Source organism: Actinomarinicola tropica, assembly GCF_009650215.1.
In the GTDB taxonomy this organism is placed as follows: domain Bacteria; phylum Actinomycetota; class Acidimicrobiia; order Acidimicrobiales; family SKKL01; genus Actinomarinicola; species Actinomarinicola tropica.
The window spans coordinates 1,774,454-1,798,867 of record NZ_CP045851.1; the positions used below are offsets into that span (position 1 = coordinate 1,774,454).

Below are 24,414 nucleotides of genomic sequence, written 5' to 3' on the forward strand. Positions count from 1 at the left end.
CGGAGCCAGATCATGGACGGCGACGACGTGCGCCGGGCGATCCGCCGCATGGCCCACGAGGTCATCGAGCGCAACCACGGGGTGGCCGACGTCGTGGTCGTGGGGCTCCAGACCGGCGGCGTCCCGCTGGCCGAGGCGCTCGCCACCGCCCTCACCGAGATCGACGGGCACGACGTCGCCACCGGGGCGCTCGACGTGGCGTTCCACCGCGACGACGTCGGTCTGCGTCCGATCATGCCGGAGGCGGTCACCGACATCCCGGTCGACCTCACCGATCGCATCGTCGTGCTCGTCGACGACGTGCTCTTCACCGGGCGCACCGTCCGGGCGGCGCTCGACGCCCTCGGCGGCTTCGGACGGCCACGCGCCATCCAGCTGGCCGTGATGGTCGATCGCGGCCACCGGGAGCTGCCGATCCGCCCCGACTTCGTCGGCAAGAACCTGCCCACCCGGCGCGACGAGCTGGTCGACGTGTCGCTCGACGCCGTCCTCCTCGGGGAGCTCGACGGGTGAGGCACCTGCTCGGCATCGACGACCTCGGCCGCGACGGCATCGACGAGGTCATGGCGCTCACCGACTCCTTCGTCGAGGTCAGCCGCCGGGCGATCCCCAAGGTGCCGACCCTGCGGGGCCGGACGGTCGCCTGGCTCTTCTACGAGGACAGCACGCGCACGCGCCTCTCGTTCGAGACCGCGGCCCGCCGCCTCTCCGCCGACACCATGAACTTCAGCGTCGGGTCGTCGTCGGTGAAGAAGGGCGAGTCGCTGCGCGACACCGCCCAGACGATCCAGGCCATGGGCGTCGACGCCATCGTCGTGCGGCACGCCTCCGCCGGCGTGCCCTGGCAGCTGACGCGCTGGCTCGACTGCTCGGTGGTCAACGCGGGGGACGGCTGGCACGAGCACCCCACCCAGGCGCTGCTCGACTGCTACACGCTGCGCCACCACCTGGGCTCCCTCGAGGGCCGCCACATCGCCATCGTCGGCGACGTCAAGCACTCGCGGGTGGCGGGCAGCGACGTCCGGGCCTTCGCCGCCCTCGGCGCCAAGGTGACCCTCGTCGCGCCGCCCACGCTGCTGCCGGCGAGCCTCGCCGGCTGGCCGGTCGAGGTCAGCCACGACCTCGACGCGGTCCTGCCCGAGGCCGACGTCGCCTACGTGCTGCGGATGCAGCTCGAGCGCCAGCACGAGGCGCTCGTGCCCTCGCTGCGCGAGTACACCCGCACCTACGGCCTCACCGTCGACCGTGCGCGGCGCCTCCGCCCCGACGCGCTGGTCATGCACCCCGGTCCGATGAACCGCGGGATCGAGATCGCGGCCGAGGTCGCCGAGTCGTCGCAGGCGGTCATCCGGGAGCAGGTCAGCAACGGCGTCGCCGTGCGCATGGCCGTCCTGTTCCTCCTCCTCGGCTCCGGCCGCCCCGACGCCCACGCCACCGCCGATCCCGTCCCCACCGAGGTGCCCCTCCATGGCTGATCCCACCGTCGCTCCGCTGCTCGTCGCCGGCGGCACGGTCCTCGACGCCGACGGCAGCCGCCGCGCCGACGTGCGGATCGGCGGCGACGGCCGCATCGCCGAGGTCGGGCCGGACCTCGACGCCGACGGCGCGCAGGTGCTCGACGCCACGGGCTGCCTCGTCGCCCCGGGGCTCGTCGACCTGCACACGCACCTCCGCCAGCCGGGCAAGGAGGAGGCCGAGACGATCGAGACGGGCAGCCGCTGCGCGGCGCTCGGCGGGTACACCGCGGTCGTCGCCATGCCCAACACGACCCCGACCATGGACAGCGCCGCGGTGATCCGCGAGGTGCAGGAGCTCGGCCGGGCCGCGCTCTGCGCGGTCGTCCCGTCGGGAGCGATCACGGTCGGCCGGGCGGGGGAGCAGCTCAGCCCCATGGCCGAGCTGGCCGAGCTCGGGGTGACGATCTTCACCGACGACGGCACCGGCGTGCAGGACGACCGCCTCATGCGGCGGGCGCTCGAGTACGCCTCGGGCCTCGGCGTCACCCTCGCCCAGCACTGCGAGGTCACGAGCCTCTCGGAGGGGTCCTGCATGCACGAGGGGGAGTGGTCGAGCCGGCTCGGCCTCCCCGGGCAACCCGCCGAGGCCGAGGAGCTGATGGTCATGCGCGACATCGCGCTGGCCCGGCTCACCGGTGCGCGCGTCCACCTCCAGCACCTCTCCACCGCGGGATCCGTCGCCCTGGTCCGGGCCGCCAAGGCCGAGGGGCTCCCCGTCACCGCCGAGGCCACCACCCACCACTTCACGCTCACCGACGCCTGCGTGGCCTCCTACGACCCGGTGTTCAAGGTCCACCCCCCGCTCCGCACCGACGCCGACGTCGCTGCGGTGCGATCGGGCCTCGCCGACGGCACCATCGATGCCATCGCCACCGACCACGCACCGCACACCACTGAGGAGAAGGAGCGGCCCTTCGACGCCGCGCCGCCGGGGATGCTCGGGCTCGAGACCGCGCTCGCCCTCGCGCTCACCGAGCTCACCGGTCCCGACGCCGACCCCCGGCTCGACGTGGCCGAGGTCCTCGCACTCCTGTCGTGGAGGCCGGCGGCGATCGCGGGCATCGACGACCGCCACGGCGGACCGGTCGTGCCGGGCCGTCCGGCCAACCTCTGCGTCGTCGACGCCGACGCCACCTGGACGGTCGACCGCGAGCGCACCGCCAGCCGCAGCCGCAACACGCCCTACGCCGGGCGCACCCTCCGGGGTCGCGTCCGCCACACCATCTACGAGGGGACCCCCACCGTGATCGACGGAGACGCCACCCGATGACCGTTCGTGACGCCCTGCTCGTCCTCGCCGACGGCACGACCTTCGAGGGCGAGGCCATCGGTGCCGAGCCCCCCGGTGGGGTCGCCACCGGCGAGGTCGTCTTCAACACCGTCCTCACCGGCTACCAGGAGGTCATCACCGATCCGTCCTACGCCGGCCAGATCATCGCCTTCACCTACCCGCACATCGGCAACTACGGCACCAACCCCACCGACGACGAGTCCGTGCGGCCCCACGCCCGTGGCGTGGTGGTCCGCGACCTGGCCCGCCGCCACTCCAACTGGCGGGCCACCGACGACCTCGACGGCTTCCTGCGCCGCCACGGCGTGCCGGGGATCGGTGGCGTCGACACCCGCCGCCTGACGCGCCACATCCGAGAGGCGGGGTCGATGCCGGCGGCGTTCGGCACCGCACCGGAGAGCACGCTGCGGGAGGCCGCCGCCTCGGCGCCCGGCACCGACGGCATCGACCTCGTCGCCACCGTCTCCACCGACCAGCCCTACACGGTGGGCGACGGGCCGCGTCGGGTCGTGGCCTACGACTTCGGCATCAAGCGCACCATCCTCCGCCACCTGGGCGAGCTCGCGGTCGTCGAGGTGGTCCCGGCGTCCACGCCCGCCGACGAGGTGCTCGCCCGAGAGCCGGACGGCGTGTTCCTCTCCAACGGCCCCGGCGATCCGGCCGCCGTCGGCTATGCCTCCGACGCGGTGCGCGACCTGCTCGGGGAGGTGCCGGTGTTCGGCATCTGCCTCGGACACCAGCTCATGGCGCAGGCGCTCGGCGGGGCCACGCACAAGCTGCCCTTCGGCCACCACGGCGGCAACCACCCGGTCCGCCACCTCCACAGCGGGTCGGTGGAGATCACGAGCCAGAACCACAACTACGCCGTCACCGAGGGCTCGATCGACCGGGCCGAGGTCACCCACGTCAACCTCAACGACGGGGTGATCGAGGGCATCCGCTGCACCGACGTGCCGGCGTTCAGCGTGCAGTACCACCCCGAGGCGGGCCCCGGTCCCCACGACTCCCGCTACCTGTTCACCCTGTTCGAGCGCCTGATGGACGGCGCCTCCAGCTCCACGAAGGGCCGCTAGATGCCGCGTCGCGACGACATCTCCTCGATCATGCTCATCGGGTCCGGACCGATCGTCATCGGTCAGGCCTGCGAGTTCGACTACTCGGGCACGCAGGCGTGCCGCGTCCTCCGTGAGGAGGGGTACCGGGTGATCCTCGCCAACTCGAACCCGGCGACGATCATGACCGACCCCGACTTCGCCGACGCCACCTACGTCGAGCCGCTCGACGCCGAGGTCCTCACCCGGATCATCGAGAAGGAGCGCCCCGACGCCCTGCTCCCGACGCTCGGTGGACAGACCGCCCTCAACCTGGCCATGGAGCTCGACGAGGCCGGCGTGCTCGACCGCTACGGCGTCGAGCTCATCGGCGCCAACGCCGAGGCCATCGCCACCGCGGAGGACCGCCAGCAGTTCAAGGTGGCGATGCAGGAGATCGGCCTCGAGGTGCCGCGCTCGGGCATCGCCCACACGCTCGACGGCGCGCTGGAGGTCATCGAGGAGATCGGCCTCCCCGTCGTGATCCGACCCGCCTACATCCTCGGCGGTCGGGGCACCGGCATCGCCTCCACCGCCGAGGAGTTCGCCAAGGTCGCCAAGGCCGGGCTCGACGCCAGCCCCATCTCCGAGATCCTCATCGAGGAGTCGATCGCCGGCTGGAAGGAGTACGAGCTCGAGGTCATGCGGGACCACGCCGACAACTGCGTGATCATCTGCTCGATCGAGAACCTCGACCCGATGGGCGTGCACACCGGCGACTCGATCACCGTGGCGCCGGCGCAGACCCTCTCCGACGTCGAGTACCAGCTGATGCGCGACGCCGCGTTCGCGTGCATCCGGCGCGTCGGCGTCGAGACCGGCGGCTCGAACGTGCAGTTCGCGATCGACCCCGCCGACGGCCGGATGGTCGTCATCGAGATGAACCCCCGCGTCAGCCGCTCGTCGGCGTTGGCCTCGAAGGCCACCGGCTTCCCGATCGCCAAGATCGCCGCCCGGCTCGCCGTCGGCTACACGCTCGACGAGATCCCGAACGACATCACGAAGAAGACCCCGGCCAGCTTCGAGCCGACGATCGACTACGTGGTCACCAAGGTGCCCCGCTGGGCCTTCGAGAAGTTCCCGGGCACCACGGGCGTGCTCGGCACGTCGATGCAGTCGGTCGGGGAGGTCATGGCCATCGGCCGCACGTTCCCCGAGTCGATCCAGAAGGCGATGCGCTCGCTCGAGCAGGGCCGGGCCGGGCTCAACTGCGACCCGGGCGAGGCGGCCGTCGATGCGCTCGACGACGCCGAGCTGCTGCGCCGCGCGTCGATCGGCACGCCGGACCGCCCCTTCCAGCTCGAGGCGGCGATCCGCCGCGGCATGACGGTCGACGAGGTCGCCTCGGCCACCAAGGTCGACCCGTGGTTCCTCGACCAGATGTCGATCATCGTCGACGAGCGCCACCACCTCGCCGAGGTCGGCATCCACGGGATGACCCGTGCCGCGTGGCGCCGGGCCAAGCGCCTGGGCTTCTCGGATGCCCAGCTCGGCTACCTCTGGGGCGTCCCCGAGCCCGAGGTGCGTGCGGCGCGCGTCGAGGCCGGCGTGGAGGCCACGTTCAAGACGGTCGACACCTGCGGTGCCGAGTTCGAGGCCGAGACGCCGTACCACTACTCCACCTACGAGGACGAGGACGAGGTCCGGCGCGGCGACGGGCGCAAGGTCGTGATCCTCGGCTCCGGGCCGAACCGCATCGGCCAGGGCATCGAGTTCGACTACTGCTGCGTGCACGCCAGCTTCGCCCTCCGGGACGCGGGGTTCGAGACGGTGATGGTCAACTGCAACCCCGAGACCGTCTCCACCGACTACGACACCTCCGACCGGCTCTACTTCGAGCCGCTCACCTACGAGGACGTCATGAACGTGCTCGACGCCGAGCAGCCGGTGGGCGTCGTGGTCTCCCTCGGCGGCCAGACGCCGCTGAAGCTCGCCGACATGCTGCCGCCCGAGCTCGTCCTCGGCACCAGCCCGGCCTCGATCGACCTGGCCGAGGACCGCGAGCGCTGGAACGCGCTGTGCGAGCGGCTCGGCATCCCGCAGCCCCCAGGCGGCACGGCCTCCACCGTCGACGAGGCGCTGGCCATCGCCGCCGACGTCGGGTACCCGGCCCTCGTGCGCCCCTCGTACGTGCTCGGCGGTCGGGCGATGGAGATCGTCTACGACGACGAGGCGCTGCGCCGGGCGATGGCCGAGCTCGCCGGCTTCGGCAGCCTCGGGCGTGAGGGCGGCCTCTCCGCCGAGCGCCCCGTGCTCGTCGACCGCTTCCTCGAGGACGCCACCGAGGTCGACGTCGACGCCCTCCGCGACGCCACCGGCGAGGTCGTCATCGGCGGCGTGATGGAGCACGTCGAGGAAGCCGGGGTCCACTCCGGCGACAGCGCCTGCTCGATCCCGCCCGCCACGCTCTCCGCCGAGGTCGTCGCCACGATCGAGGCCCACACCCGCGCCATCGCCGAGGAGCTCGACGTCCGCGGCCTCATCAACGTCCAGTACGCGGTGAAGGACGACCAGGTCTACGTCATCGAGGCCAACCCCCGCGCGTCGCGCACGGTGCCCTTCGTCGCCAAGGCCACCGGGGTGCCCCTCGCGAAGGTCGCGGCCCGCATCATGGTCGGCGCCACGCTCGCCGAGCTGCGCGCCGAGGGCCTGCTGCGTGACCCGGTCGTCGGCGACCACGTCGCGGTCAAGGAGGCGGTGCTCCCGTTCAACCGCTTCCCCGAGGCCGACGCGGTGCTCGGCCCCGAGATGCGCTCGACCGGCGAGGTCATGGGCATCGACCTCACCGTGGGTCTGGCCTTCGCCAAGGCCCAGCTCGCCGCGGGCACGCGCCTGCCGTCCGACGGGCGGATCTTCCTCTCCCTCGCCGACCGCGACAAGCCGATCGGCGTCAAGGCCGCCCAGCGGTTCGTCGAGCTGGGCTTCACGCTGGTGGCCACCGAGGGCACCGCCGCGGCCCTCGACGCCGCGGGCGTCCCCGTCGAGACCGTCGTGGCGAAGCTGGGGGAGGAGGGCACCAACGCCGTCGACCTCGTCGCCAGCGGCGACATCGACCTGGTGGTGAACAGCCCTCGCGGGCGTGGCCCCCGGGCAGACGGTGCGCACATCCGGCAGGCCGCTGGCCTCAACGGGGTCCCGCTGCTCACCACGGCCAAGGCGGCGCTCGCCGCCGCCAACGGCATGGCCGACATGGCGCGCCACCCGCTGCGGGTCCGCAGCCTCCAGGAGTTCCACCAGGGCGTCTCGGCGTCGGAGCTGGAGCCCACCACGTGACCTCGGCCGCCGAGGTCGACCTCGCCGTCTCGGTCGGTTCGGTCCGGCTGCCCAACCCGGTCATGCCGGCGTCGGGCACCGCCGGGCACGGCACCGAGCTCGGCGCCTACGTCGATCTCGGCGGTCTCGGCGCCGTCGTCGTGAAGTCCCTGGCCGCCACGCCGTGGCCCGGCAACCCACCGCTCCGCGTGCACCAGACGCCCGCCGGGATGATCAACTCCGTGGGCCTCCAGGGCCCGGGCGTCGAGCGCTGGCTCGTCGACGACCTGCCCGGCCTCCTCGCCACCGGCGCCCGGGTGGTGGCGAGCATCTGGGGCCGTTCGGTCGACGAGTACCGCGCCGCCGCGGACCTGCTCGCTGAGGCGCCACCCGGCGTCGTGGCCGTCGAGGTCAACCTGTCGTGCCCCAACGTGTCGGGGCACGGGATCTTCGCCCAGTCCGCCCCCGACAGCGCAGCGGTCATCGCTGCCACCGCCGGCTGCGGCCGCCCCCGCTGGGCCAAGCTCACCCCGCTCGTCACCGACATCACCGAGGTCGCCGGCGCCGTGCTCGACGCCGGCGCCGAGGCCCTCACCGTCGCGAACACCGTGCCCGGCCTGGCCATCGACGTCGAGACCCGGCGCTCCCACCTCGGCGGGGGCATGGGCGGGCTGTCGGGGCCGGCGATCCACCCGATCGCGGTGCGCGCCGTCTACGAGTGCCGTGCCGCGCACCCGGACGCCGCCATCGTCGGCGTCGGCGGCATCGCCCGCGGCGTCGACGCCGTCGAGATGCTCCTCGCCGGTGCCGATGCCGTCCAGGTGGGCACCGCCACCTTCGCCGACCCCCGGGCCTGCGCCGTCGTCCTCGACGAGCTGGCGGCCTGGTGCCGAGCCCACGACGTCCCACGAGTCGCCGACCTCACCGGAGGAGCCCATGACCCCGACCGATGACCTCTTCGCCGACGAGGTGCCCGAGCACGGTCCTTGGGACCACCTGGCCATCGCCCTCGACGTCGACGACGTCGTCGTGGCCCTGCGCCTCGCCACCGAGCTCCAGCCGTGGTTCCGGGTGGCCAAGGTCGGGCTCGAGCTGTTCAGCTCGGCCGGGCCGGAGGTGATCGGCAGCCTGCACGACCTCGGCTACGACGTGTTCTGCGACCTCAAGCTGCACGACATCCCCACCACCGTCGGCAAGGCGGCACGGGTGATCGGCTCGCTCGGGGCGTCGTACCTCACCGTGCACACCGCCGGCGGCGTCGACATGGTGCGCGCCGGCAACGAGGGGCTCCTCGAAGGTGCCGCGAACGCCGGGCTCACAGCGCCGAGCTTGCTCGGCGTCACGGTGCTGACGAGCGACCCCGACGCCAGCCAGCTCCGTCCCCGGCTCGACGTGGCGCTCGAGGCGGGCTGCGAGGGCGTCGTCTGCGCGGCGACCGACCTGGCCGAGGTGCTCGAGGTCGGGCCGGAGCTGGTCACCGTCGTCCCCGGCATCCGCCCCGAGGGCACCTCGACCGACGACCAGGCCCGCGTGGCCACCCCGCGTGCGGCCATCGAGGCCGGCGCCGACCTGCTGGTGATCGGACGTGTCGTCACCGCTGCCGACGACCCGGCCGCCGCCGCGGCCGCGATCGTCGAGAGCCTGTCGTGACCCCGGAGGTCAGCCGACCTCGCTCGTCTGCATCACCGGCGTGATCGTCGTGTAGTTCGCGACATCGGCCATGATCGGGCCCATGTCGCCGGAGGCCATGGCGGACTGCATCTCCTCCATCGACTCGAACCGGAAGTGCACCGCCGCCTCGTAGGGGCCGTCGAGACCCTTGTCGACCTCGGCCCGCTCGGCGTCGAGGCCCCACGTGCGCAGGCACAGCGGCACGTGCGAGTCGCGGTAGTAGTCGTGGTCGAAGCTGGCGCCCTCGGTCTTCGGGTACAGCACGCTGAGGCGGATCATGGGATCTGTGTCTCCTGTCGGCACGGGATGCGGTCGGCGCAGTCTCCCTCACAGACGCGCCGCGCGCTCGCGTGTCGGTGGCATCCGAGGGCGCGCCACGCCGGATCACGACCCGTCCTCCTCGTCGCTCGGAGCGGCCCTGGGGCCACGTGATCGTCGGCGGCGCCGGGGCGGGTTCTTCCGGCGCCTGCCCGGGTGGTGCGCCGGGCAGCGGGGCTCGCCGTTGGTCGGATCGGTGGTGCCCCCGTGGGTCCACTCGTCGACGTGGTGGATGTCGCACAGCTCGCTCGGGACGCTGCAGGTGCCGTGGGTGCACCTCGGCTCCTGGATCTCCACCGCCCGACGCGACCCCCCGACGAAGAGCCGGGACCTCCGGCCGAGGTCGATCACCCGACCCTCCGGGCCGAAGACGGCACGCTCGACGTCGGCCGCGGCGAGGAGGGGCAGCACCTCGCCGGGCGTCACGACCCGTCCGGTGGAGAGCTCGCAGATGCGGCCGGTCAGCGTCTCGTGGTCGACGTGGACGGTGACGAGGGGCCGGGGCGCACGGGCTCCGGGCGGGGCGGCGGAGGCGCGGCGGGCCATCTCGATCAGCGCGTCGTAGCGGCGCGGCGCGGTGGACCGTGCCAGGTCAGCGCTGCTCGCTGCGTTGCCGAGGCGGTCTCGGGCGTCCGCCCAGTCGGCCTCCCAGAGCTCGTGCTCGATGCGGCGCAGCGCCTCGGCGAACTCGGTGTACCCGACCGGGTCGAAGGTGACGTCGAGGTGGCCGACGCCGTCGAGGCCGGGGGAGAGGTGGGCCGATCGCTGTCGCCAACGGCGGGTCGCCTCGTCCTCGACGTCGTCGGGTCGGGTGCACTGACGCCAGTAGGCGACGACCGTGACGAGGTCGTCGTAGGGCAGCTCGAGCGCACGGGCGACCAGCCAGGCCTCGTCGTCGGCGAAGCACCCCGGCGCCCAGCCCGCCGCGCGGGCGAGCAGCTGCACGTGTCGTGACGACAGCCGCCCGGCGCGGTGCGCCTCGTCGACCAGCGGCATGTCGCGCAGCGCGCGGCCGCGGCGCACCAGCGCCGCGCACTCGTTGCGGTCGCGCCCCGCGGCGCGCGACAGCCATGCCGCCGACGAGCGGGACCCGTCGTTCGCCCAGATCTTGCTGGCGTCGACGCGGGCGGTCACCTGCGCGATGACCGCGCCCACCTGCGACTCGATGCCCAGCAGGTCGATGGCGAGGTCGGCCAGCTCCGGCTCGGACGCGGTGTCGAGGTCGGCCGCGACGAGGTCTGCCACCGCCTGTCCGACCCGCCGGACCGCCTCGCCGATGCTCACTTCCGCCATTTCCGCAGTGTAGTCGAACATACGTTCGATGCAACGCCCATCCGTCGTGCGGTGGGCTGGACGCAGCGTCGGTCGCACCACGGAGGCGGGACGGGGGTAACGTCGTGCCATGACCCAGCCTCCCCAGCTCTCCGACGAGCAACGCCAGGCGGCGCTGGCCAAGGCGGCCGAGGTGCGCCGGGCCCGCGCCGAGATGAAGGAACGGCTGAAGATGGGCTCCGTCAGCCTCGGCGAGCTGCTCACCGCAGCGGAGGGCGACGAGGTCGTCGCCAAGATGAAGGTCCTCTCGGTGCTCGAGTCGCTCCCGGGCGTCGGCAAGGTGAAGGCCCGCCGCACCATGGAGGCCATCGGCATCGCCGACTCCCGGCGCATCCGTGGCCTGGGCGAGCAGCAGCGCAAGGCCCTCCTCGAGGCCTTCCCCTCCCCGTACAACTAGCCGGGGAGCAGTCCGATCATCATCGTCATCTCCGGCCCCGGCGGGGTCGGCAAGGGCACCGTGGTGCGCGAGCTCGTCGCCCGGGACCCCCGACTCTGGCTGAGCCGCTCCTGGACCACGCGTGAGCGCCGTCCCGGCGAGGCCGAGGACGCCTACCACTTCGTGTCGCGCGAGGAGTTCGAGCGGCACGCCGAGGCCGACGGGTTCCTCGAGTGGGCGGAGTTCATCGGCAACCTCTACGGCACGCCGGTGCCCGACGCGCCGGACGGCCACGACGTCGTGCTCGAGATCGACGTGCAGGGCGCGGCGCAGGTCGCCGAGCGGCATCCCGACGCCCTGCTCCTGTTCATGGAGGCCCCGTCGGTCGAGGAGCAGACGGCTCGGCTCCGCGCCCGGGGCGACACCGAGGAGCAGGTGGCTCGGCGGGTCGCCGCCGCGGCGGCCGAGACGTCGCAGGGTCGCGAGCTCGGGGCCCGCTTCGTGGTCAACGACGAGCTGGAGGCCACGATCGCCCAGCTCCTGTCGCTCGTCGAGGCCGAGCGCCGCCGGAGGGTCGAGGGGGGCTGCTAGCCTTCTCGATCGGCCCGATCCTCGTTTGGAGACCCGATGTCCCAGCTGCACGACTCGATGATGAACCCGCGCGTGGAGGAGCTCCTCGATCGTGCGGGCTCCAAGTTCCGCCTGGTCACCCTGGGTGCCATGCGGGCGCGGCAGATCAACGCCTACTTCGGTCAGCTCGGTGAGGGGCTCGGGGCGATGATCCCGCCCCAGGTGACCTCGGTGGCCCGCAAGCCGCTGTCGATCGCCTTCGAGGAGATCGCCGCGGACAAGATCGAGGCCCGCCCGATCGACCCCGACGCCGGTTCTGCCGAGGACGGCGACGCCGAGCCCGCCGAGTAGCACCGGGTGCTCGAAGGGCGACGCATCGTCCTCGGCGTCAGCGGCGGCATCGCCGCGTACAAGGCGGTCGAGATCTGTCGGCGCCTGGTCGATGCGGGTGCCCACGTGAGCCCCGTGCTCACCGAGGGCGCCCAGCGCTTCGTCGGCGCCGCCACGTTCTCCGCGCTGGCGTCCGAGCCCGTCCAGACCTCGCTCTGGGACGAGGCGTCGCCGATCCCCCACACCCGCCTCGGGCAGTCGGCCGATCTGGTGCTCGTCGCCCCGGCGACGGCGAAGGTGATCTCCGACCTGCGGACGGGACGGTCCCACGACCTGCTCACCGCGACGCTCCTCGCCACCCGGGCGCCCGTCGTGGTGTGCCCGGCGATGCACACCGAGATGTGGGAGCACCCGGCGGTGCAGGAGAACCTCCAGGTCCTGATCTCCCGTGGGGTCCACGTCGTCCCGCCGGAGGAGGGCCGCCTGGCCGGTGGCGACGTCGGCAAGGGTCGCCTCGCCGACCCGGCCACGGTCGTGGCGGCGGTCGAGCGGGTCCTCGGTCCGAACGACATGGTGGGCCAGAAGGTGCTCGTCACCGCGGGCGGCACCCGCGAGGCCATCGACGCCGTGCGGGTCGTCACCAACCGATCGTCGGGGAAGCAGGGCTACGCCCTCGCCGCCGAGGCCGCGCACCGCGGCGCCCACGTCACCCTCGTCACCACCGTCGACCGGCCGGTCCCGCCGGGCGTCGCCGAGGTCGTCGCCGTGGCGTCGGCCGCCGACATGCAGGAGGCGGTGGTCCCCCGGGCCGCCGACCAGGACGTGATCATCATGGCCGCGGCGGTCGCCGACTTCCGTCCTGCCACCGTCGCGGACCGCAAGATCAAGAAGGGCGAGGGGCTCGACGCCATCGAGCTCGCCCCCACCCACGACTTCCTCGTCGACCTCGGCGCCACCAAGCCCCACGGCCAGGTCCTGGTCGGCTTCGCCGCCGAGACCGACGACGTGGTCGACAACGCCCGCGACAAGCTCGCCCGCAAGAACCTCGACCTCATCGTCGCCAACGACGTGGCGTCGGAGGGGGCGGGGTTCGAGCACGACACCAACGCGGTGGTGATCCTCACCCCGGACGGGGTGGGGCAGACTGTCCCGCTGACCGACAAGCGCACGGTGGCCCGCGCCGTGCTCGACGCCGTCGTCGAGCGCCAGGGCCGGACCACCGCGCCATGACCGGGACCGCCCTCACGCGACCCGAGACCTGCACAGGAGCACGATGACCGCCTACACCTTCACCTCGGAATCGGTGACCGAGGGCCATCCCGACAAGATGGCCGACCAGATCTCGGACTCGATCCTCGACGCCCTCCTGGCCCAGGACCCGGCGAGCCGGGTGGCGTGCGAGACGCTGGTCACCACCGGTGTGGCGATCGTCGCCGGCGAGATCACGACCGAGGCCTACGTCGACATCCCGAGCGTCGTGCGCCGCACGATCAACGAGATCGGGTACAACCGCGAGTCCTACGGCTTCGACGGCAACACCTGCGGCGTCATGGTCACCATCGACGAGCAGTCGCCCGACATCGCCCAGGGCGTCGACGCCTCCGAGGAGGTCCGCTCGGGGACGTCCGGCGAGGAGCAGCTCAACCAGCAGGGCGCCGGCGACCAGGGGATGATGTTCGGCTACGCCTGCGACGAGACCGACGTGCTCATGCCGCTGCCGATCCACGTCGCCCATCGCATGGCCGAGCGCCTGGCCGAGGTCCGCCGGGCGGGCACGATCCCGTACCTCCGTCCCGACGGCAAGACCCAGGTCACGTTCGACTACGAGGACGGCAAGCCGGTCCGGCTGCGCACCGTCTTGATCTCCACCCAGCACGACGAGGGCATCGACCGCGACTCGATGATCCGGCCCGACCTGGTCGAGCAGGTCATCCGCCCGGTGGTCCCCGAGCAGTTCGCGGACGACGACTACGACGTCTGGATCAACCCGACCGGTCGCTTCGTCGTCGGCGGCCCCGTGGGCGACGCCGGCCTCACCGGTCGCAAGATCATCGTCGACACCTACGGCGGCATGGGCCGCCACGGCGGCGGCGCCTTCTCGGGCAAGGACCCGTCGAAGGTCGATCGGTCCGGGGCCTACGCCGCCCGGTGGGTCGCCAAGAACGTCGTGGCCTCCGGCGCGGCGCGCCGCTGCGAGGTCCAGGTGGCCTACGCCATCGGCGTCGCGCAGCCCATCTCCCTGCTCGTCGAGACCTTCGGCACCGCCGTCGTCGACGAGGCGAAGATCGCCGAGGCCGTGTCCGAGGTGTTCGACCTGCGGCCGGCCGCGATCGTGCGCGACCTCGAGCTGCGCCGGCCGATCTACCGGCCCACCGCGGCGTACGGCCACTTCGGTCGCCAGGAGGAGTCGTTCACCTGGGAGCGCACCGATCGGGTCCACGCCCTGAAGTCCGCTCTCGGCCTCTGAGCCGCGCGGAGGTGCCGTCGCCGGGCGCGTCGGGAGCACCTGAGCCCGCCCATCGGGTGGTGCGGGTGCTGCCCGACGAGCCCGCGATCGACAGGGAGTTCGACTACCTCGTCCCATCCGGGATGGAGGACCTGGCGCTCGGTGACGTGGTGCGCGTCGGGCTGCACGGGCGTCGGGTGGGCGGGTGGGTCGTCGAGGACGACGTCGCTCCTGCCCCGGGCCTCGCGCTGAGCCCCGTCGCCAAGCGGAGCGGTGTCGGCCCCTCGGGTGACCTCATCGACCTGGCGGGGTGGGCGGCGTGGCGCTGGGCCGGTCGGCGGGCGTCGCTGCTGCGCACGGCGACACCGCCCCACGTCGTCCCGTCGCTGCCTGCGGCCCCCACGCGCGCCACGCCGGTCCCGGCCGTGCGCGACGAGCAGGTCGAGCAGGCCTTCTCGCACCCGGTCTCCGTCCTGCGCCTGCCCCCGACCGCCGACCGGTTCCCGGTCGCCCTCGCCGCGGTGGCGCGGGGCCAGGCGCTGCTGCTCGTGCCGTCGGTCGGGCAGGCCAGGTCCCTGGCCGTGCGCCTGCGCCGGTCGGGCGTGGAGGTCGCCGTGCACCCGCGCGACTGGGCCGGCGGCGCGGCCGGGCAGACGATCGTCGGCGCCCGCGCCGCCGCGTGGGCGCGGGCCGCCGAGCTCGCCGCAGTCGTGGTCTTCGACGAGCACGACGAGGTGTGGCAGGAGGAGCGCACGCCCACGTGGCACGCGCGGGAGGTCGCGATCGAGCGCGCGCGGCGCGCTGGTGTGCCGTGCGTGCTCGTGTCGCCGATCCCGTCGTTGGAGGCGCTCGACGTCGGCACGCTCGTGGCACCCTCGCGGCGGGTCGAGCGTGCCGGGTGGCCGCTGCTCGACGTGATCGACCGCCGCGGGGACGACCCGGTGAAGGGCGGGCTGTGGTCCGAGCGGCTCGTGCCGGTCCTCCGTGGCGAGGGGCGCGTCGTCTGCGTCCTCAACCGCAAGGGCCGGGCGCGGCTGCTCGCGTGCGTCCGGTGCGGGGAGCTGGCGCGGTGCGAGGCGTGCGGGGCGTCGATGGAGCAGGTGGAGGCGGGCGTGCTGCGGTGCCGGGCCTGCGGGACCGAGCGGCCCCAGGTCTGCCAGGCCTGCGGTGGCCTGGCCCAGAAGAACCTCCGTGTCGGGGTGACGCGGGCCCGCGAGGAGCTCGAGGCCCTGGTGGGCGAGCCCGTCGTCGAGGTCACCGGCGCCGCCGAGGGCCCGATCGCCGAGGCGCGGGTGTACGTGGGGACCGAGGCGGTCCTCCACCAGATCCCCGTCGCCGATCGCGTCGTGTTCCTCGACCTCGACCAGGAGCTGCTCGCCCCCCGCTACCGCGCGGCGGAGCAGGCGCTGTCCCTGCTGACCCGTGCGGCGCGCGTCGTGGGGCGGCGTGGGGAGGGCGGTCGCGTCGTCGTCCAGACCCGACTGCCCGACCACCCGGTGGTGCAGGCGGTGCTGCGCGCCGACCCGACGCTGCACGAGCGGTCCGAGCGCGCTCGCCGCCAGGAGCTGCGCCAACCGCCGTTCACCGCCATGGCCGAGGTGTCGGGCGCGGCGGCGCCGGAGCTCGTCCAGCGTCTGGGCACGCCGCCGGGGGTCGAGGTGCTCGGCCCCTCCGACGGGCGCTGGCTCCTCCGCGCCGGTGACCACCGCACGCTCTGCGACGCGCTCGCCGCCGTGCCACGCCCTCAGGGACGGGTGCGCGTGGCGGTCGACCCGCTCCGCGTGTGAGCCTCACAGAGGCGCGCCGCCGGCGTCAGAACCAGGTCGAGCACCACGGGGCCGGGCTGTGGAGGAAGAGGCGGTCGGCCCGGGCCACGGCGCCCGGCGTGTGCTCGCGCACCCGCCCCGCCGCCGCGATGCGGCTGAGGGGTGTCCCACCGAGGTAGATCGCGCCGAGGTGCGCGGCGTCGAGGGTGAGGTCGGGTGCCTCGGTCGTCGGCTCGCAGGTGGCGCCGACAGGTGAGGCGTCGAGCACCACGCGTCCGCCGAGGTCGGGACGGAAGCGGTCGTCGACCTCGATGACGAGGCGGTCCGTCGACCCGTACCCGCGGGCGGACAGCGCGGCCGGGACGTCGAGCACCCGCACCCAGACGAAGTCGGTCACGTCGGTGGTCACGACCTGACGCTGGTCGCGGAGGAGCCACGGCAGCCCGTCGTCGACGGGGCGGTCGTCCGCCTCCACGCGGACGCACCAGTCCATCGTCAGCGCGTGGTGCCACAGCGCCGCTGCGGCGTCGGGCGATGCCGCGCACAGCTCGCGCACGACGAGGGTGCCGTTCGGGCGCATGCCGTCCCACTCGCCGCGGTGGTCGTAGCTCATGTACCCGTCGATCGTGCCGGCGTCGTCTCGGGCCAGGACATGGAAGCGCTTGCGGAGCTCCGCCAGCTCCTCGGCGGCGGCGCGGACGCCGCAGCGGCGATCCCACATCCCCTCCGAGCGGGCGAGGGCGCCCGGGCGGCCGGCACGCGAGGCCTCGAACACCGAGGGCGCGACCGTGCGCATGGTGGGGAGGTCGACCATCTCGAGGGTTCGGGCCGGGACCGGGTGCGCGAAGGCTGCGGCCCGGCTGTCCACCCGCAGCGTGGCTCGCCAGACCGCGGCGCCGTACCCGAAGCGCCCGTAGATCGGGGCCTCGGCGGCGATCAGGACGGCCAGCGGCTCGCCACGGGCGACGACGTCGTCGAGCTGCTGGCGCATCATCTCGGTGAGCAGCCCGCGACGCCGGTGCGTCGGCAGCACCGTCACGTTCGTCACCCCCGCCACGGGGATCGTCCGGTCGCCGGGGATCGTCATGTCCGACGCGAACGCACGGGCGGTCCCAACGACCTGGCGGCCGTCGAACGCCGCCAGGGTCCGGTCGGGGTCGATCGACGGGCGGGCGACCTCGATCGCCTCCTCGTCGGCGTGGCCGGCGAAGCCGGTGCGCATGGCGGCGACGTAGGCGGGGATCTCCTCGTCGGTGATGGTGCGGACGTCGATCACCGGGCCATTCGACCAGACCGGGAGCCGGCCCGACACCGGTTTGGGCGCCGGTAGCCTGCTCGGCATGAGCGCCCCCTACGAGATCCGCGTCATCGGCGACCCCGTCCTGCGTCGGCGGGCCGAGGAGATCACCGACGTCGACGGCCGGATCGCCCGCCTGGTCGACGACATGATCGACACGATGTACGAGGCGCCGGGCGTCGGCCTCGCGGCACCGCAGGTGGGGGTCGAGAAGCGGCTGTTCGTGTACGACATCGGTGAGGGTCCTCAGGCGATCGTCAACCCCGTCATCTCGGAGAGCGACGGCGAGTGGGCGTTCGAGGAGGGCTGCCTGTCCGTCCCCGGGCTGTCGTGGGAGATCGTCCGTCCCAACGCCGTCCACCTCACGGGGTACGACCTCGACGGCAACGAGGTGTCCTTCGAGGCCGACGAGTACCTCGGCCGCGTGTTCCAGCACGAGCTCGACCACCTCGACGGCGTCCTGCTGATCGAGCGCCTCGACGAGGACACCCGCAAGGAGGCGATGCGCACGCTCCGCGAGCGCCAGCTCGCCGCCGAGGAGGCGGCGGCCCAGGCCGGGCTCGGGCGTGGCCTGGCCTCGCGGCTCGGCGGGCTGCGGCGCTGACGGTGGTCGCCCCTCCGCCCGAGCGGCCACGACGGCTCGTCTACCTCGGCACCCCCGACGTGGCCGTGCCGCCGCTGCGGGCGCTCCACGACGCCGGCTTCGAGATCCCCCTCGTCGTCTCGCGCGCCGACAAGCGGCGCGGCCGGGGCAGCGGGCTGTCGCCGAGCCCGGTGAAGGCCCTGGCGACCGAGCTGGGCATCCCCGTCACCACCGACGTCGACGCCGCGCTCGAGGTCGACGCCGAGCTCGGCGTCGTCGTCGCCTTCGGTCGGATCATCAAGCCGCACGTGCTCGAGCGCCTCCCCATGGTGAACCTGCACTTCTCACTGCTCCCGGAGTGGCGGGGCGCCGCGCCGGTCGAGCGGGCGATCCTCGCCGGCGACGAGCGCACGGGCGTGTGCCTGATGGCCGTCGAGGAGGGGCTCGACACCGGCGGCGTCTACCGACGCGAGGTCGTCGACATCGATCCCGACGAGACGCTCGACGAGCTGCGCGGCCGGCTCGTCGACATCGGTGCCGACGTGCTCGTCGCCGCGCTCGGCGAGGGCCTCGGTCCACCGGTGCCCCAGGAGGGCGAGCCGACCTACGCAGAGAAGATCCGCCCCGAGGAGCTGGAGATCGACTGGACGCGGCCGGTCCGCGACGTCCACGCCGTCGTGCGGCTCGGTGGGGCGTGGACGACGTTCCGCGGGCGGCGCCTGAAGGTGCACCGGACGGCGCGGGTCCCCGACGGGCCGGCGCTGGCCCCCGGCCACATCGACGGACGCCACGTCGGTGCGGGCGACGGCGTGCTCGAGCTGGTCGAGGTGCAGCCCGAGGGGAAGGCCCGCCAGGCGGCGTCCGCCTGGGTCAACGGGGCGCGGCCCACCCCCGACGACCGACTCGGCGGGTGAGCGCACCGGGCGTGGCGGTGCGCCGGGCCGCGATCGACGCCCTGGTGCGCATCGATCGGGACGACGCCTACGCCAACCTCGTCCTCCCGTCGGTGCTCGACGGGGCGGAGCTCGACGAGCGGGACCGCCACCTCGTCACCGAGCTGGTCTACGGCAGCACCCGGCGGCGCCGGTCGTTGGACTGGCTCTACGCGCCGTTCGTCCACCGCGAGCTCGACCCCGAGGTGCGCGCCGCCCTGCGCGTCGGCACCTACCAGCTGCACCTCACCGACGTCCCCGATCACGCCGCGGTGTCCGCCACCGTCGGCGCCGTCGGGGGTCGGGTGCGCGGCTTCGTCAACGCCGTGCTCCGCAAGGTCGCGGCGGTCGACGTGACCTGGCCCGACGACGCCACCCGGCTGAGCTACCCGGACTGGATCCTCGACCGCCTCCGCGGCGACCTCGGCGAGGAGGACGCCCTCGCGTCGCTCGAGGCGATGAACGAGCCGGCCGTGACCCACCGGAGGGAGGACGGCTACGTGCAGGACCTCGCCTCGCAGTGGGTCGTCGAGCTGTGCGACGCGCAGCCGGGCGAGCGCGTCGCCGACCTCTGCGCCGCCCCCGGTGGCAAGTCCACGGGCCTGGCCCGCTCGGGTGCGACGGTCGTGGCCGGGGACCTCCGGCCCTCCCGCGTGGCGCTCGTCGCCGCCAACGCCGAGCGGACCGGCGCGGCCGGCGTCCACGCCCTCGTGGCCGACGCGGCGGCGCCGCCGTTCCCGGACCAGACGTTCGATCGGGTGCTCGTCGACGCGCCGTGCACCGGTCTCGGCGTGCTGCGTCGCCGCGCCGACGCGCGCTGGCGCGGCGGGCCGGAGGACGTCGAGCGGCTCGCCGAGCTCCAGCGGAGGATCGTCGACGCCGCCGTGCCGCTGGTGCGGCCCGGCGGGCTGCTCGTGTACAGCGTGTGCACGCTCACCGCGGCCGAGACGCTCGGCGTCGACGCGCACCTGGCCGCGGCGTGGCCGCAGCTCGAGCCCCTGCCCGCACCGCCCGAGCCGTGGCGGCCGTGGGGGAGGGGCGGGCTGCTGCTGCCCCAGGCGGCGGGGGCGGACGGCATGATGATCCTGCGTCTCCGCCGGCCCGCCTGACACGAGGAGCTTCCCCGATGACCACCACCGACGACCTGCGCGCCAAGGTGCTCACCGTCTCCGACGGGGTGATCGCCGGGACGCGCCACGACCGGTCGGGCGAGGCGGTCGACGAGCGCCTGGCCGAGGACGGCTGGGAAGTCGTCGAGCGACGCGTCGTGCCCGATGGGGTCGCCACGGTGCGCGACGCCCTCCTCGACATGGCGGCGGGGTTCAACGGCCTCATCGTCACGACGGGCGGCACCGGCTTCGGTCCGCGGGACCTCACCCCCGAGGGGACCAAGGAGGCGCTCGACCGCGAGGCCCCGGGCCTCGCGGAGGCGATGCGCCTGGTCAACCCGCTCGGCCGGCTGTCGCGCGGGGTGGCGGGGACGATCGGGGAGGCGCTCGTCGTCAACGGCCCGGGGTCGACGTCGGGGGCCGTCGAGACGCTCGAGGCCGTCCTCGACGTCCTCCCGCACGCCGTGCGCCTGCTCGCCGGGTCGCGCGAGCACTGAGCGGACGTGCCCTCGGCCGGCCGCGCCGCTACCGTTCGGGCCGACAACCGACACCATCTCTCGCAGGGCAGGGTGAAAGTCCCGACCGGCGGTGACAGTCCGCGAACCCCGACCTCGGTCGGGGCCGACCCGGTGGAACTCCGGGACCGACGGTGAGAGTCCGGATGGGAGCGAGAGCCGGGAGGGCCACCGCCCTCCTGGTCGCGCGCACCCTCGATCACGCCCCGCGAGGACCGAGGAGGGCGTGGACCGCGTGAACGACGAGACCCTGATGGACGAGGCCCTGGTGGCCGCGGCGTCCGTCCAGGGCCTCACCGCGCCCAACCCCTGGGTCGGGTGCGTGCTCGTCCTGCCCGACGGCCGGCGCGTGGTCGGCCGCACCCACCCGCCGGGTGGTCCGCACGCCGAGGCCGACGCGCTCGCCCAGGTCGGCGGCTCGGCAACGGGCGCGACGATGTACGTGACCCTCGAGCCGTGCGCCCACCACGGACGCACCCCTCCCTGCGCCGATGCCGTCGCCGCCGCGGGCGTGCGGCGGGTGGTCGTCGCCCTGACGGACCCGGACCCCGCGGTCGCCGGGCGCGGGCTCGCCACCCTGCGCCGTGCCGGCGTCGAGGTCGTCGAGGGGGTCCGCCGCGCCGAGGCCGCTCGTCTGCTCGGCCCCTACCTCCGGCAACGCCGGACCGGCCGGCCGTACGTGGTGCTGAAGATGGCTGCGAGCCTCGATGGGCGCACCGCGGCGCCGGATGCGTCCAGCCGTTGGATCACCGGCCCCGAGGCCCGCGCCGACGTCCACCGCCTGCGCGCCCGCTCCGACGCGATCCTCGTCGGCGCCGGCACCGTGCGCGCCGACGATCCCGAGCTGACGGTGCGCGACGTCCCCTCCCCGCTGCCGGGGACGGCGTACGCACCGCAGCGGGTGGTGCTCGGTTCGGCGCCGCCCGGCGCGCGCGTGCGCCCCGCCCTCGAGCTGTCCGGCCCGCTCGACGAGGTGCTCGACGAGCTCGGCCGACGCGGCGTCCTGCAGCTCTTGGTCGAGGGCGGCGCCCAGGTCGCCGGGGCGTTCCACCGCGCCGGGCTCGTCGACCGCTACGTGCTGTACCTCGCCCCCGTGCTGTTCGGGGGCGACGACGCCCGGCCGGTCATGGCCGGGCCCGGCGCCCCCACGATCGGCGACGTCTGGCGGGGCCGCGTCGACTCGGTCGCCCGCCTCGGCGACGACATCCGCATCGACCTCGTCCCCCGCGCCGCGGCGGACGACCCCACGCACCCGCCCGCGGTGCACGACATCCAGGAGGCCCTCTCGTGAGCGGACCGTCCGACCACCCCACCGACGCCGACGACGGCGCGGTGCGCCCGACCTTCGCACCCATCCCCGACGCCGTGGCCGCCATCGCCCGTGGCGAGATCGTCGTCGTCGTGGACGACGAGGACCGGGAGAACGAGGGCGACCTCATCATGGCGGCCGAGGCCGCCACCCCCGAGAAGCTGGCCTTCTTCGTCCGGCACACCTCGGGCGTGATCTGCGTCGGTCTCACCGGCGAGCGGTGCGACCAGCTCGGTCTGCCGCTGATGGTGGCCGACAACACCGAGTACCAGCGGACGGCGTTCACCCACACGGTCGACTACCGCCACGGCACGACGACGGGCATCTCCGCCGCCGACCGCACCGCCACGATCCTCGCGCTCGCCGACCCGCACGTCGCCTGGAGCGACTTCAACCGGCCGGGCCACATCTTCCCGCTGCGGGCGCGCGACGGCGGGGTGCTCAAGCGCGCCGGGCACACCGAGGCCGCGGTCGACCTGGCCCGGTTGGCGGGGATGCAGCCGGCTGGGGCGCTGTGCGAGATCGTCAACGACGACGGCACGATGGCGCGCGTCCCCGAGCTCGCCCGCTTCGCCGAGGAGCACGGGCTCCTGATGATCTCGATCGCCGACCTCATCCGGTACCGGCGGGCGCACGAGAAGCTCGTGGAGCGGACGGGGGAGGGGCGGGTCCCCACCCGGTTCGGCGACTTCCAGGCCTTCGCCTACCGGTCCGTCCTCGACGGCACAGAGCACGTGGCGTTCGTCCGCGGCGAGGTCGCGGGGGAGGAACCGGTCCTCGTCCGGGTCCACAGCGAGTGCCTGACCGGCGACATCTTCGGCTCGCTCCGCTGCGACTGCGGCCCGCAGCTGCACGCCGCGCTCGAACGGATCGCGGCCGAGGGCACCGGCGTCGTCGTCTACCTGCGGGGCCACGAGGGGCGGGGCATCGGCCTCGGGCACAAGCTGCGGGCCTACGGGCTGCAGGACACGGGCGTCGACACCGTCGACGCCAACCTCGCGCTCGGCCTGCCGGTCGACAGCCGCGAGTACGGCATCGGCGCCCAGATCCTCGTCGACCTCGGCATCCAGCGGCTGCGTGTGCTCACCAACAACCCGGCCAAGTACGGCGGTCTGCAGGGCTACGGCCTGGAGATCGTCGAACGGGTGCCGATCCAGCCGGCGGCCAACGCCGAGAACATCAACTACCTGCGGGCCAAGCAGGCCCGCCTCGGCCACATCCTGGAGGGACTCGATGAGTACGGACAGTCCGACGACGCCGACGAGCCGACCGTGGAGCCCCACGGTGGTTGAGGCGCTGCTCGACGGCACGGGCATGCGGATCGGCATCGTGTGCGGCCGCTTCAACGACCTCGTCACCGAGCGGCTGCTCGCCGGGGCCGAGGGCGGGCTGCGGCGCCACGGCGTCGACGGCGACGACGTCACCGTCGTCTGGGTCCCCGGGGGGTACGAGATCCCGCTGGTCGCCCGCCGCCTGGCCGCGTCGGGCGGGTGCGACGCGGTCATCGCCCTCGGCGCCGTGATCCGTGGCGCCACCGGCCACTACGACCAGGTCGCGAACCAGGTCGCCGCCGGGCTCCAGCGGGCGTCGATGGACACCGACGTGCCCGTGGTGTTCGGCGTCCTCACCGTCGAGTCGATCGAGCAGGCGCTCGAGCGCGCCGGGACCAAGGCCGGCAACAAGGGCGAGGAGGCGGCGGTGACGGCCATCGAGATGGTCGACGTCCTGCGCCGGCTGCCGGGGCCCTCGGCGTGAGCCGGCGCGCGGGGACCGTGGTCGCCTTCGACGACGACAAGGGCTACGGCGAGGTCGGTGGTGACGACGACCGCTGGTTCTTCCACTGCACCGCGATCGCCGACGGCTCCCGCACCATCGAGGTCGGGGCACCGGTCAGCTTCCGCGTGGTGCCGGGGCGGCTCGGGCGGTGGGAGGCCGCCGACCTGCGGCCCCGCCCGACCTAACCCTCGGGCTGGTCGGTGGGTGGCCCCTGCTGCTCGCCCTCGAGGCCGGCGCGGATCTGGACGAACGCCAGCTGGATCTGGGCCAGGGCGTCGCGCATGGTGTCGCCGTCCTCGCCGAGGTGGCCGTCGACCGCGTCGAGCAGGGCGGCCAGCGCGTCGATGGCCAGCTTGGCCTCCTCGAGCTGGGGCTGCTCGGCGCCGAGGTGGATGGCCGCGAGCTCGTAGAGGCCCATGGCGTGGTTCCCGATGACGACCGCCGCCGGGGTGGAGAGCACCTGGCGGCGCGACTCGGCCATCTGGGCGATCATGAGCTTCGCCTGCTCCTGGTCCTCGGGGGAGAGGCGGTCGAACTCGGCGCGCTGCTCCTCGGAGAGACCGGCGAGGATGTCGGGCCCGCCGGCGTCGGCGGGGCCGGAGGTTCCCGGGGAGGAACCGGCGTCGCGGTCGCGGTCGACGGGGTGCTCCCCGCCGGGGGTCCAGAGGCTCATGGGGTGTCCTTCGTGGTGGGGGCGCGGCGACCGTGGTGGCCGGCCGCCGGTCCTGGTACTCTAGGCGGACAACTGAGACCGGAAAGCGGGGCCCTCGGCTCCCACCCGGCCACCGCCTCGGCACCCCGGTGCCCGTCGAGTGCGCCGGGTCGATCGATTCGACACCCCCGCCCACGTGGCGGTCGGTGCTCGCGGACGTCGGCTTTCCGACGTCCGTCGTCGTTTTCGGGCCCGTCCCGGCGACACGGCGGACGATCCAC

25 protein-coding genes and 1 riboswitch are annotated in these 24,414 nt (G+C 73.9%); of the genes, 21 read left to right on the plus strand and 4 right to left on the minus strand.

All coding sequences use genetic code 11. The annotated features are described in order from the left end of the window. Positions 1-12 precede the first annotated feature (12 nt). Genes pyrR through pyrF form a run of 7 tightly spaced genes read left to right on the plus strand, consistent with a single transcriptional unit; the run spans position 13 to position 8,801 of the window. Entirely contained in the window at positions 13-513 is a 501-nt protein-coding gene (gene pyrR / locus GH723_RS08730) for a bifunctional pyr operon transcriptional regulator/uracil phosphoribosyltransferase PyrR (RefSeq protein WP_153759283.1), read from the plus strand. Then, a complete protein-coding gene (locus GH723_RS08735; protein WP_153759284.1) occupies positions 510-1,475 on the plus strand; it encodes an aspartate carbamoyltransferase catalytic subunit in 966 nt (321 codons plus the stop codon). The genes pyrR and GH723_RS08735 overlap by 4 nt, the downstream gene beginning before the upstream one ends. Next, the gene (locus GH723_RS08740) at positions 1,468-2,787 is read left to right on the plus strand and encodes a dihydroorotase (RefSeq protein ID WP_153759285.1); all 1,320 of its coding nucleotides are present in this window, start codon (positions 1,468-1,470) and stop codon (positions 2,785-2,787) included. Before GH723_RS08735 ends, GH723_RS08740 begins: the two co-directional genes overlap by 8 nt. Beyond that, positions 2,784-3,881, plus strand: a complete 1,098-nt coding sequence (gene carA / locus GH723_RS08745; RefSeq protein ID WP_153759286.1) for a glutamine-hydrolyzing carbamoyl-phosphate synthase small subunit — start codon at positions 2,784-2,786, stop codon at positions 3,879-3,881. The genes GH723_RS08740 and carA overlap by 4 nt, the downstream gene beginning before the upstream one ends. Beyond that, entirely contained in the window at positions 3,882-7,172 is a 3,291-nt protein-coding gene (carB, locus tag GH723_RS08750; RefSeq protein ID WP_153759287.1) for a carbamoyl-phosphate synthase large subunit, read from the plus strand. It begins immediately after the preceding gene. Then, on the plus strand, positions 7,169-8,104 hold the full coding sequence (locus tag GH723_RS08755; protein WP_153759288.1) for a dihydroorotate dehydrogenase: 936 nt from the start codon (positions 7,169-7,171) through the stop codon (positions 8,102-8,104). Before carB ends, GH723_RS08755 begins: the two co-directional genes overlap by 4 nt. Continuing rightward, on the plus strand, positions 8,088-8,801 hold the full coding sequence (gene pyrF / locus GH723_RS08760; protein ID WP_153759289.1) for an orotidine-5'-phosphate decarboxylase: 714 nt from the start codon (positions 8,088-8,090) through the stop codon (positions 8,799-8,801). The genes GH723_RS08755 and pyrF overlap by 17 nt, the downstream gene beginning before the upstream one ends. Positions 8,802-8,810: 9 nt before the next feature. Here pyrF and GH723_RS08765 read toward each other — a convergent pair whose 3' ends face one another. Beyond that, positions 8,811-9,101, minus strand: a complete 291-nt coding sequence (locus GH723_RS08765; RefSeq protein WP_153759290.1) for an EthD family reductase — start codon at positions 9,099-9,101, stop codon at positions 8,811-8,813. 105 nt (positions 9,102-9,206) lie between these two features. Then, positions 9,207-10,433, minus strand: coding sequence for an HNH endonuclease signature motif containing protein (locus GH723_RS08770; protein ID WP_153759291.1), 1,227 nt, complete (start codon positions 10,431-10,433; stop codon positions 9,207-9,209). A 109-nt stretch (positions 10,434-10,542) separates the two neighbouring features. Between GH723_RS08770 and mihF the strand changes: the two genes are divergently transcribed. The 6 genes from mihF to GH723_RS08800 all read left to right on the plus strand — a co-directional run bounded on the left by mihF (position 10,543) and on the right by GH723_RS08800 (position 15,981). After that, positions 10,543-10,869, plus strand: a complete 327-nt coding sequence (gene mihF, locus GH723_RS08775; protein WP_153759292.1) for an integration host factor, actinobacterial type — start codon at positions 10,543-10,545, stop codon at positions 10,867-10,869. Positions 10,870-10,896: 27 nt separating this feature from the next. After that, entirely contained in the window at positions 10,897-11,439 is a 543-nt protein-coding gene (locus tag GH723_RS08780) for a nucleoside/nucleotide kinase family protein (RefSeq protein WP_267471343.1), read from the plus strand. A gap of 36 nt (positions 11,440-11,475) precedes the next feature. Then, the gene (gene rpoZ / locus GH723_RS08785; protein ID WP_153759294.1) at positions 11,476-11,769 is read left to right on the plus strand and encodes a DNA-directed RNA polymerase subunit omega; all 294 of its coding nucleotides are present in this window, start codon (positions 11,476-11,478) and stop codon (positions 11,767-11,769) included. Between the two features lie 6 nt (positions 11,770-11,775). Beyond that, positions 11,776-12,978: a bifunctional phosphopantothenoylcysteine decarboxylase/phosphopantothenate--cysteine ligase CoaBC gene (coaBC, locus tag GH723_RS08790; RefSeq protein WP_153759295.1), complete on the plus strand. Its 1,203-nt coding sequence runs from the start codon at positions 11,776-11,778 to the stop codon at positions 12,976-12,978. Between the two features lie 43 nt (positions 12,979-13,021). After that, positions 13,022-14,215: a methionine adenosyltransferase gene (gene metK, locus GH723_RS08795; RefSeq protein WP_153759296.1), complete on the plus strand. Its 1,194-nt coding sequence runs from the start codon at positions 13,022-13,024 to the stop codon at positions 14,213-14,215. Between the two features lie 65 nt (positions 14,216-14,280). Continuing rightward, positions 14,281-15,981 (plus strand): primosomal protein N' family DNA-binding protein, encoded by a 1,701-nt coding sequence (locus GH723_RS08800; RefSeq protein ID WP_153759297.1) that lies wholly within the window; start codon positions 14,281-14,283, stop codon positions 15,979-15,981. 25 nt (positions 15,982-16,006) lie between these two features. On the opposite strand, the gene GH723_RS08805 is transcribed toward GH723_RS08800, so the two are convergent. Continuing rightward, positions 16,007-17,236, minus strand: coding sequence for a GNAT family N-acetyltransferase (locus GH723_RS08805; protein ID WP_195210613.1), 1,230 nt, complete (start codon positions 17,234-17,236; stop codon positions 16,007-16,009). Between the two features lie 64 nt (positions 17,237-17,300). Between GH723_RS08805 and def the strand changes: the two genes are divergently transcribed. From def to GH723_RS08845, 8 genes are all read left to right on the plus strand, one after another. Continuing rightward, the gene (gene def, locus GH723_RS08810) at positions 17,301-17,861 is read left to right on the plus strand and encodes a peptide deformylase (protein WP_153759299.1); all 561 of its coding nucleotides are present in this window, start codon (positions 17,301-17,303) and stop codon (positions 17,859-17,861) included. A gap of 2 nt (positions 17,862-17,863) precedes the next feature. Beyond that, positions 17,864-18,754 (plus strand): methionyl-tRNA formyltransferase, encoded by an 891-nt coding sequence (locus GH723_RS08815; RefSeq protein WP_195210614.1) that lies wholly within the window; start codon positions 17,864-17,866, stop codon positions 18,752-18,754. After that, complete coding sequence (locus tag GH723_RS08820; RefSeq protein ID WP_195210615.1) at positions 18,751-19,881, plus strand: transcription antitermination factor NusB; 1,131 nt, start codon at positions 18,751-18,753, stop codon at positions 19,879-19,881. The genes GH723_RS08815 and GH723_RS08820 overlap by 4 nt, the downstream gene beginning before the upstream one ends. A gap of 17 nt (positions 19,882-19,898) precedes the next feature. Next, positions 19,899-20,378 carry a MogA/MoaB family molybdenum cofactor biosynthesis protein gene (locus GH723_RS08825; protein WP_153759302.1) on the plus strand — a complete coding sequence of 160 codons (480 nt, stop codon included), beginning with the start codon at positions 19,899-19,901 and terminating at the stop codon, positions 20,376-20,378. A gap of 54 nt (positions 20,379-20,432) precedes the next feature. Beyond that, positions 20,433-20,558, plus strand: a riboswitch (FMN riboswitch). 64 nt (positions 20,559-20,622) lie between these two features. Further along, entirely contained in the window at positions 20,623-21,687 is a 1,065-nt protein-coding gene (gene ribD, locus GH723_RS08830) for a bifunctional diaminohydroxyphosphoribosylaminopyrimidine deaminase/5-amino-6-(5-phosphoribosylamino)uracil reductase RibD (RefSeq protein WP_229023202.1), read from the plus strand. Further along, positions 21,684-22,997, plus strand: a complete 1,314-nt coding sequence (locus GH723_RS08835; protein ID WP_324248599.1) for a bifunctional 3,4-dihydroxy-2-butanone-4-phosphate synthase/GTP cyclohydrolase II — start codon at positions 21,684-21,686, stop codon at positions 22,995-22,997. Before ribD ends, GH723_RS08835 begins: the two co-directional genes overlap by 4 nt. A 22-nt stretch (positions 22,998-23,019) precedes the next feature. Next, positions 23,020-23,460 carry a 6,7-dimethyl-8-ribityllumazine synthase gene (ribH, locus tag GH723_RS08840; protein ID WP_229023219.1) on the plus strand — a complete coding sequence of 147 codons (441 nt, stop codon included), beginning with the start codon at positions 23,020-23,022 and terminating at the stop codon, positions 23,458-23,460. Beyond that, on the plus strand, positions 23,457-23,666 hold the full coding sequence (locus GH723_RS08845; RefSeq protein ID WP_153759304.1) for a cold-shock protein: 210 nt from the start codon (positions 23,457-23,459) through the stop codon (positions 23,664-23,666). The genes ribH and GH723_RS08845 overlap by 4 nt, the downstream gene beginning before the upstream one ends. Here GH723_RS08845 and GH723_RS08850 read toward each other — a convergent pair. Beyond that, positions 23,663-24,154 (minus strand): DUF1844 domain-containing protein, encoded by a 492-nt coding sequence (locus GH723_RS08850; RefSeq protein ID WP_153759305.1) that lies wholly within the window; start codon positions 24,152-24,154, stop codon positions 23,663-23,665. The two genes, GH723_RS08845 and GH723_RS08850, sit on opposite strands and share 4 nt — an antisense overlap. Positions 24,155-24,414: the final 260 nt, after the last annotated feature.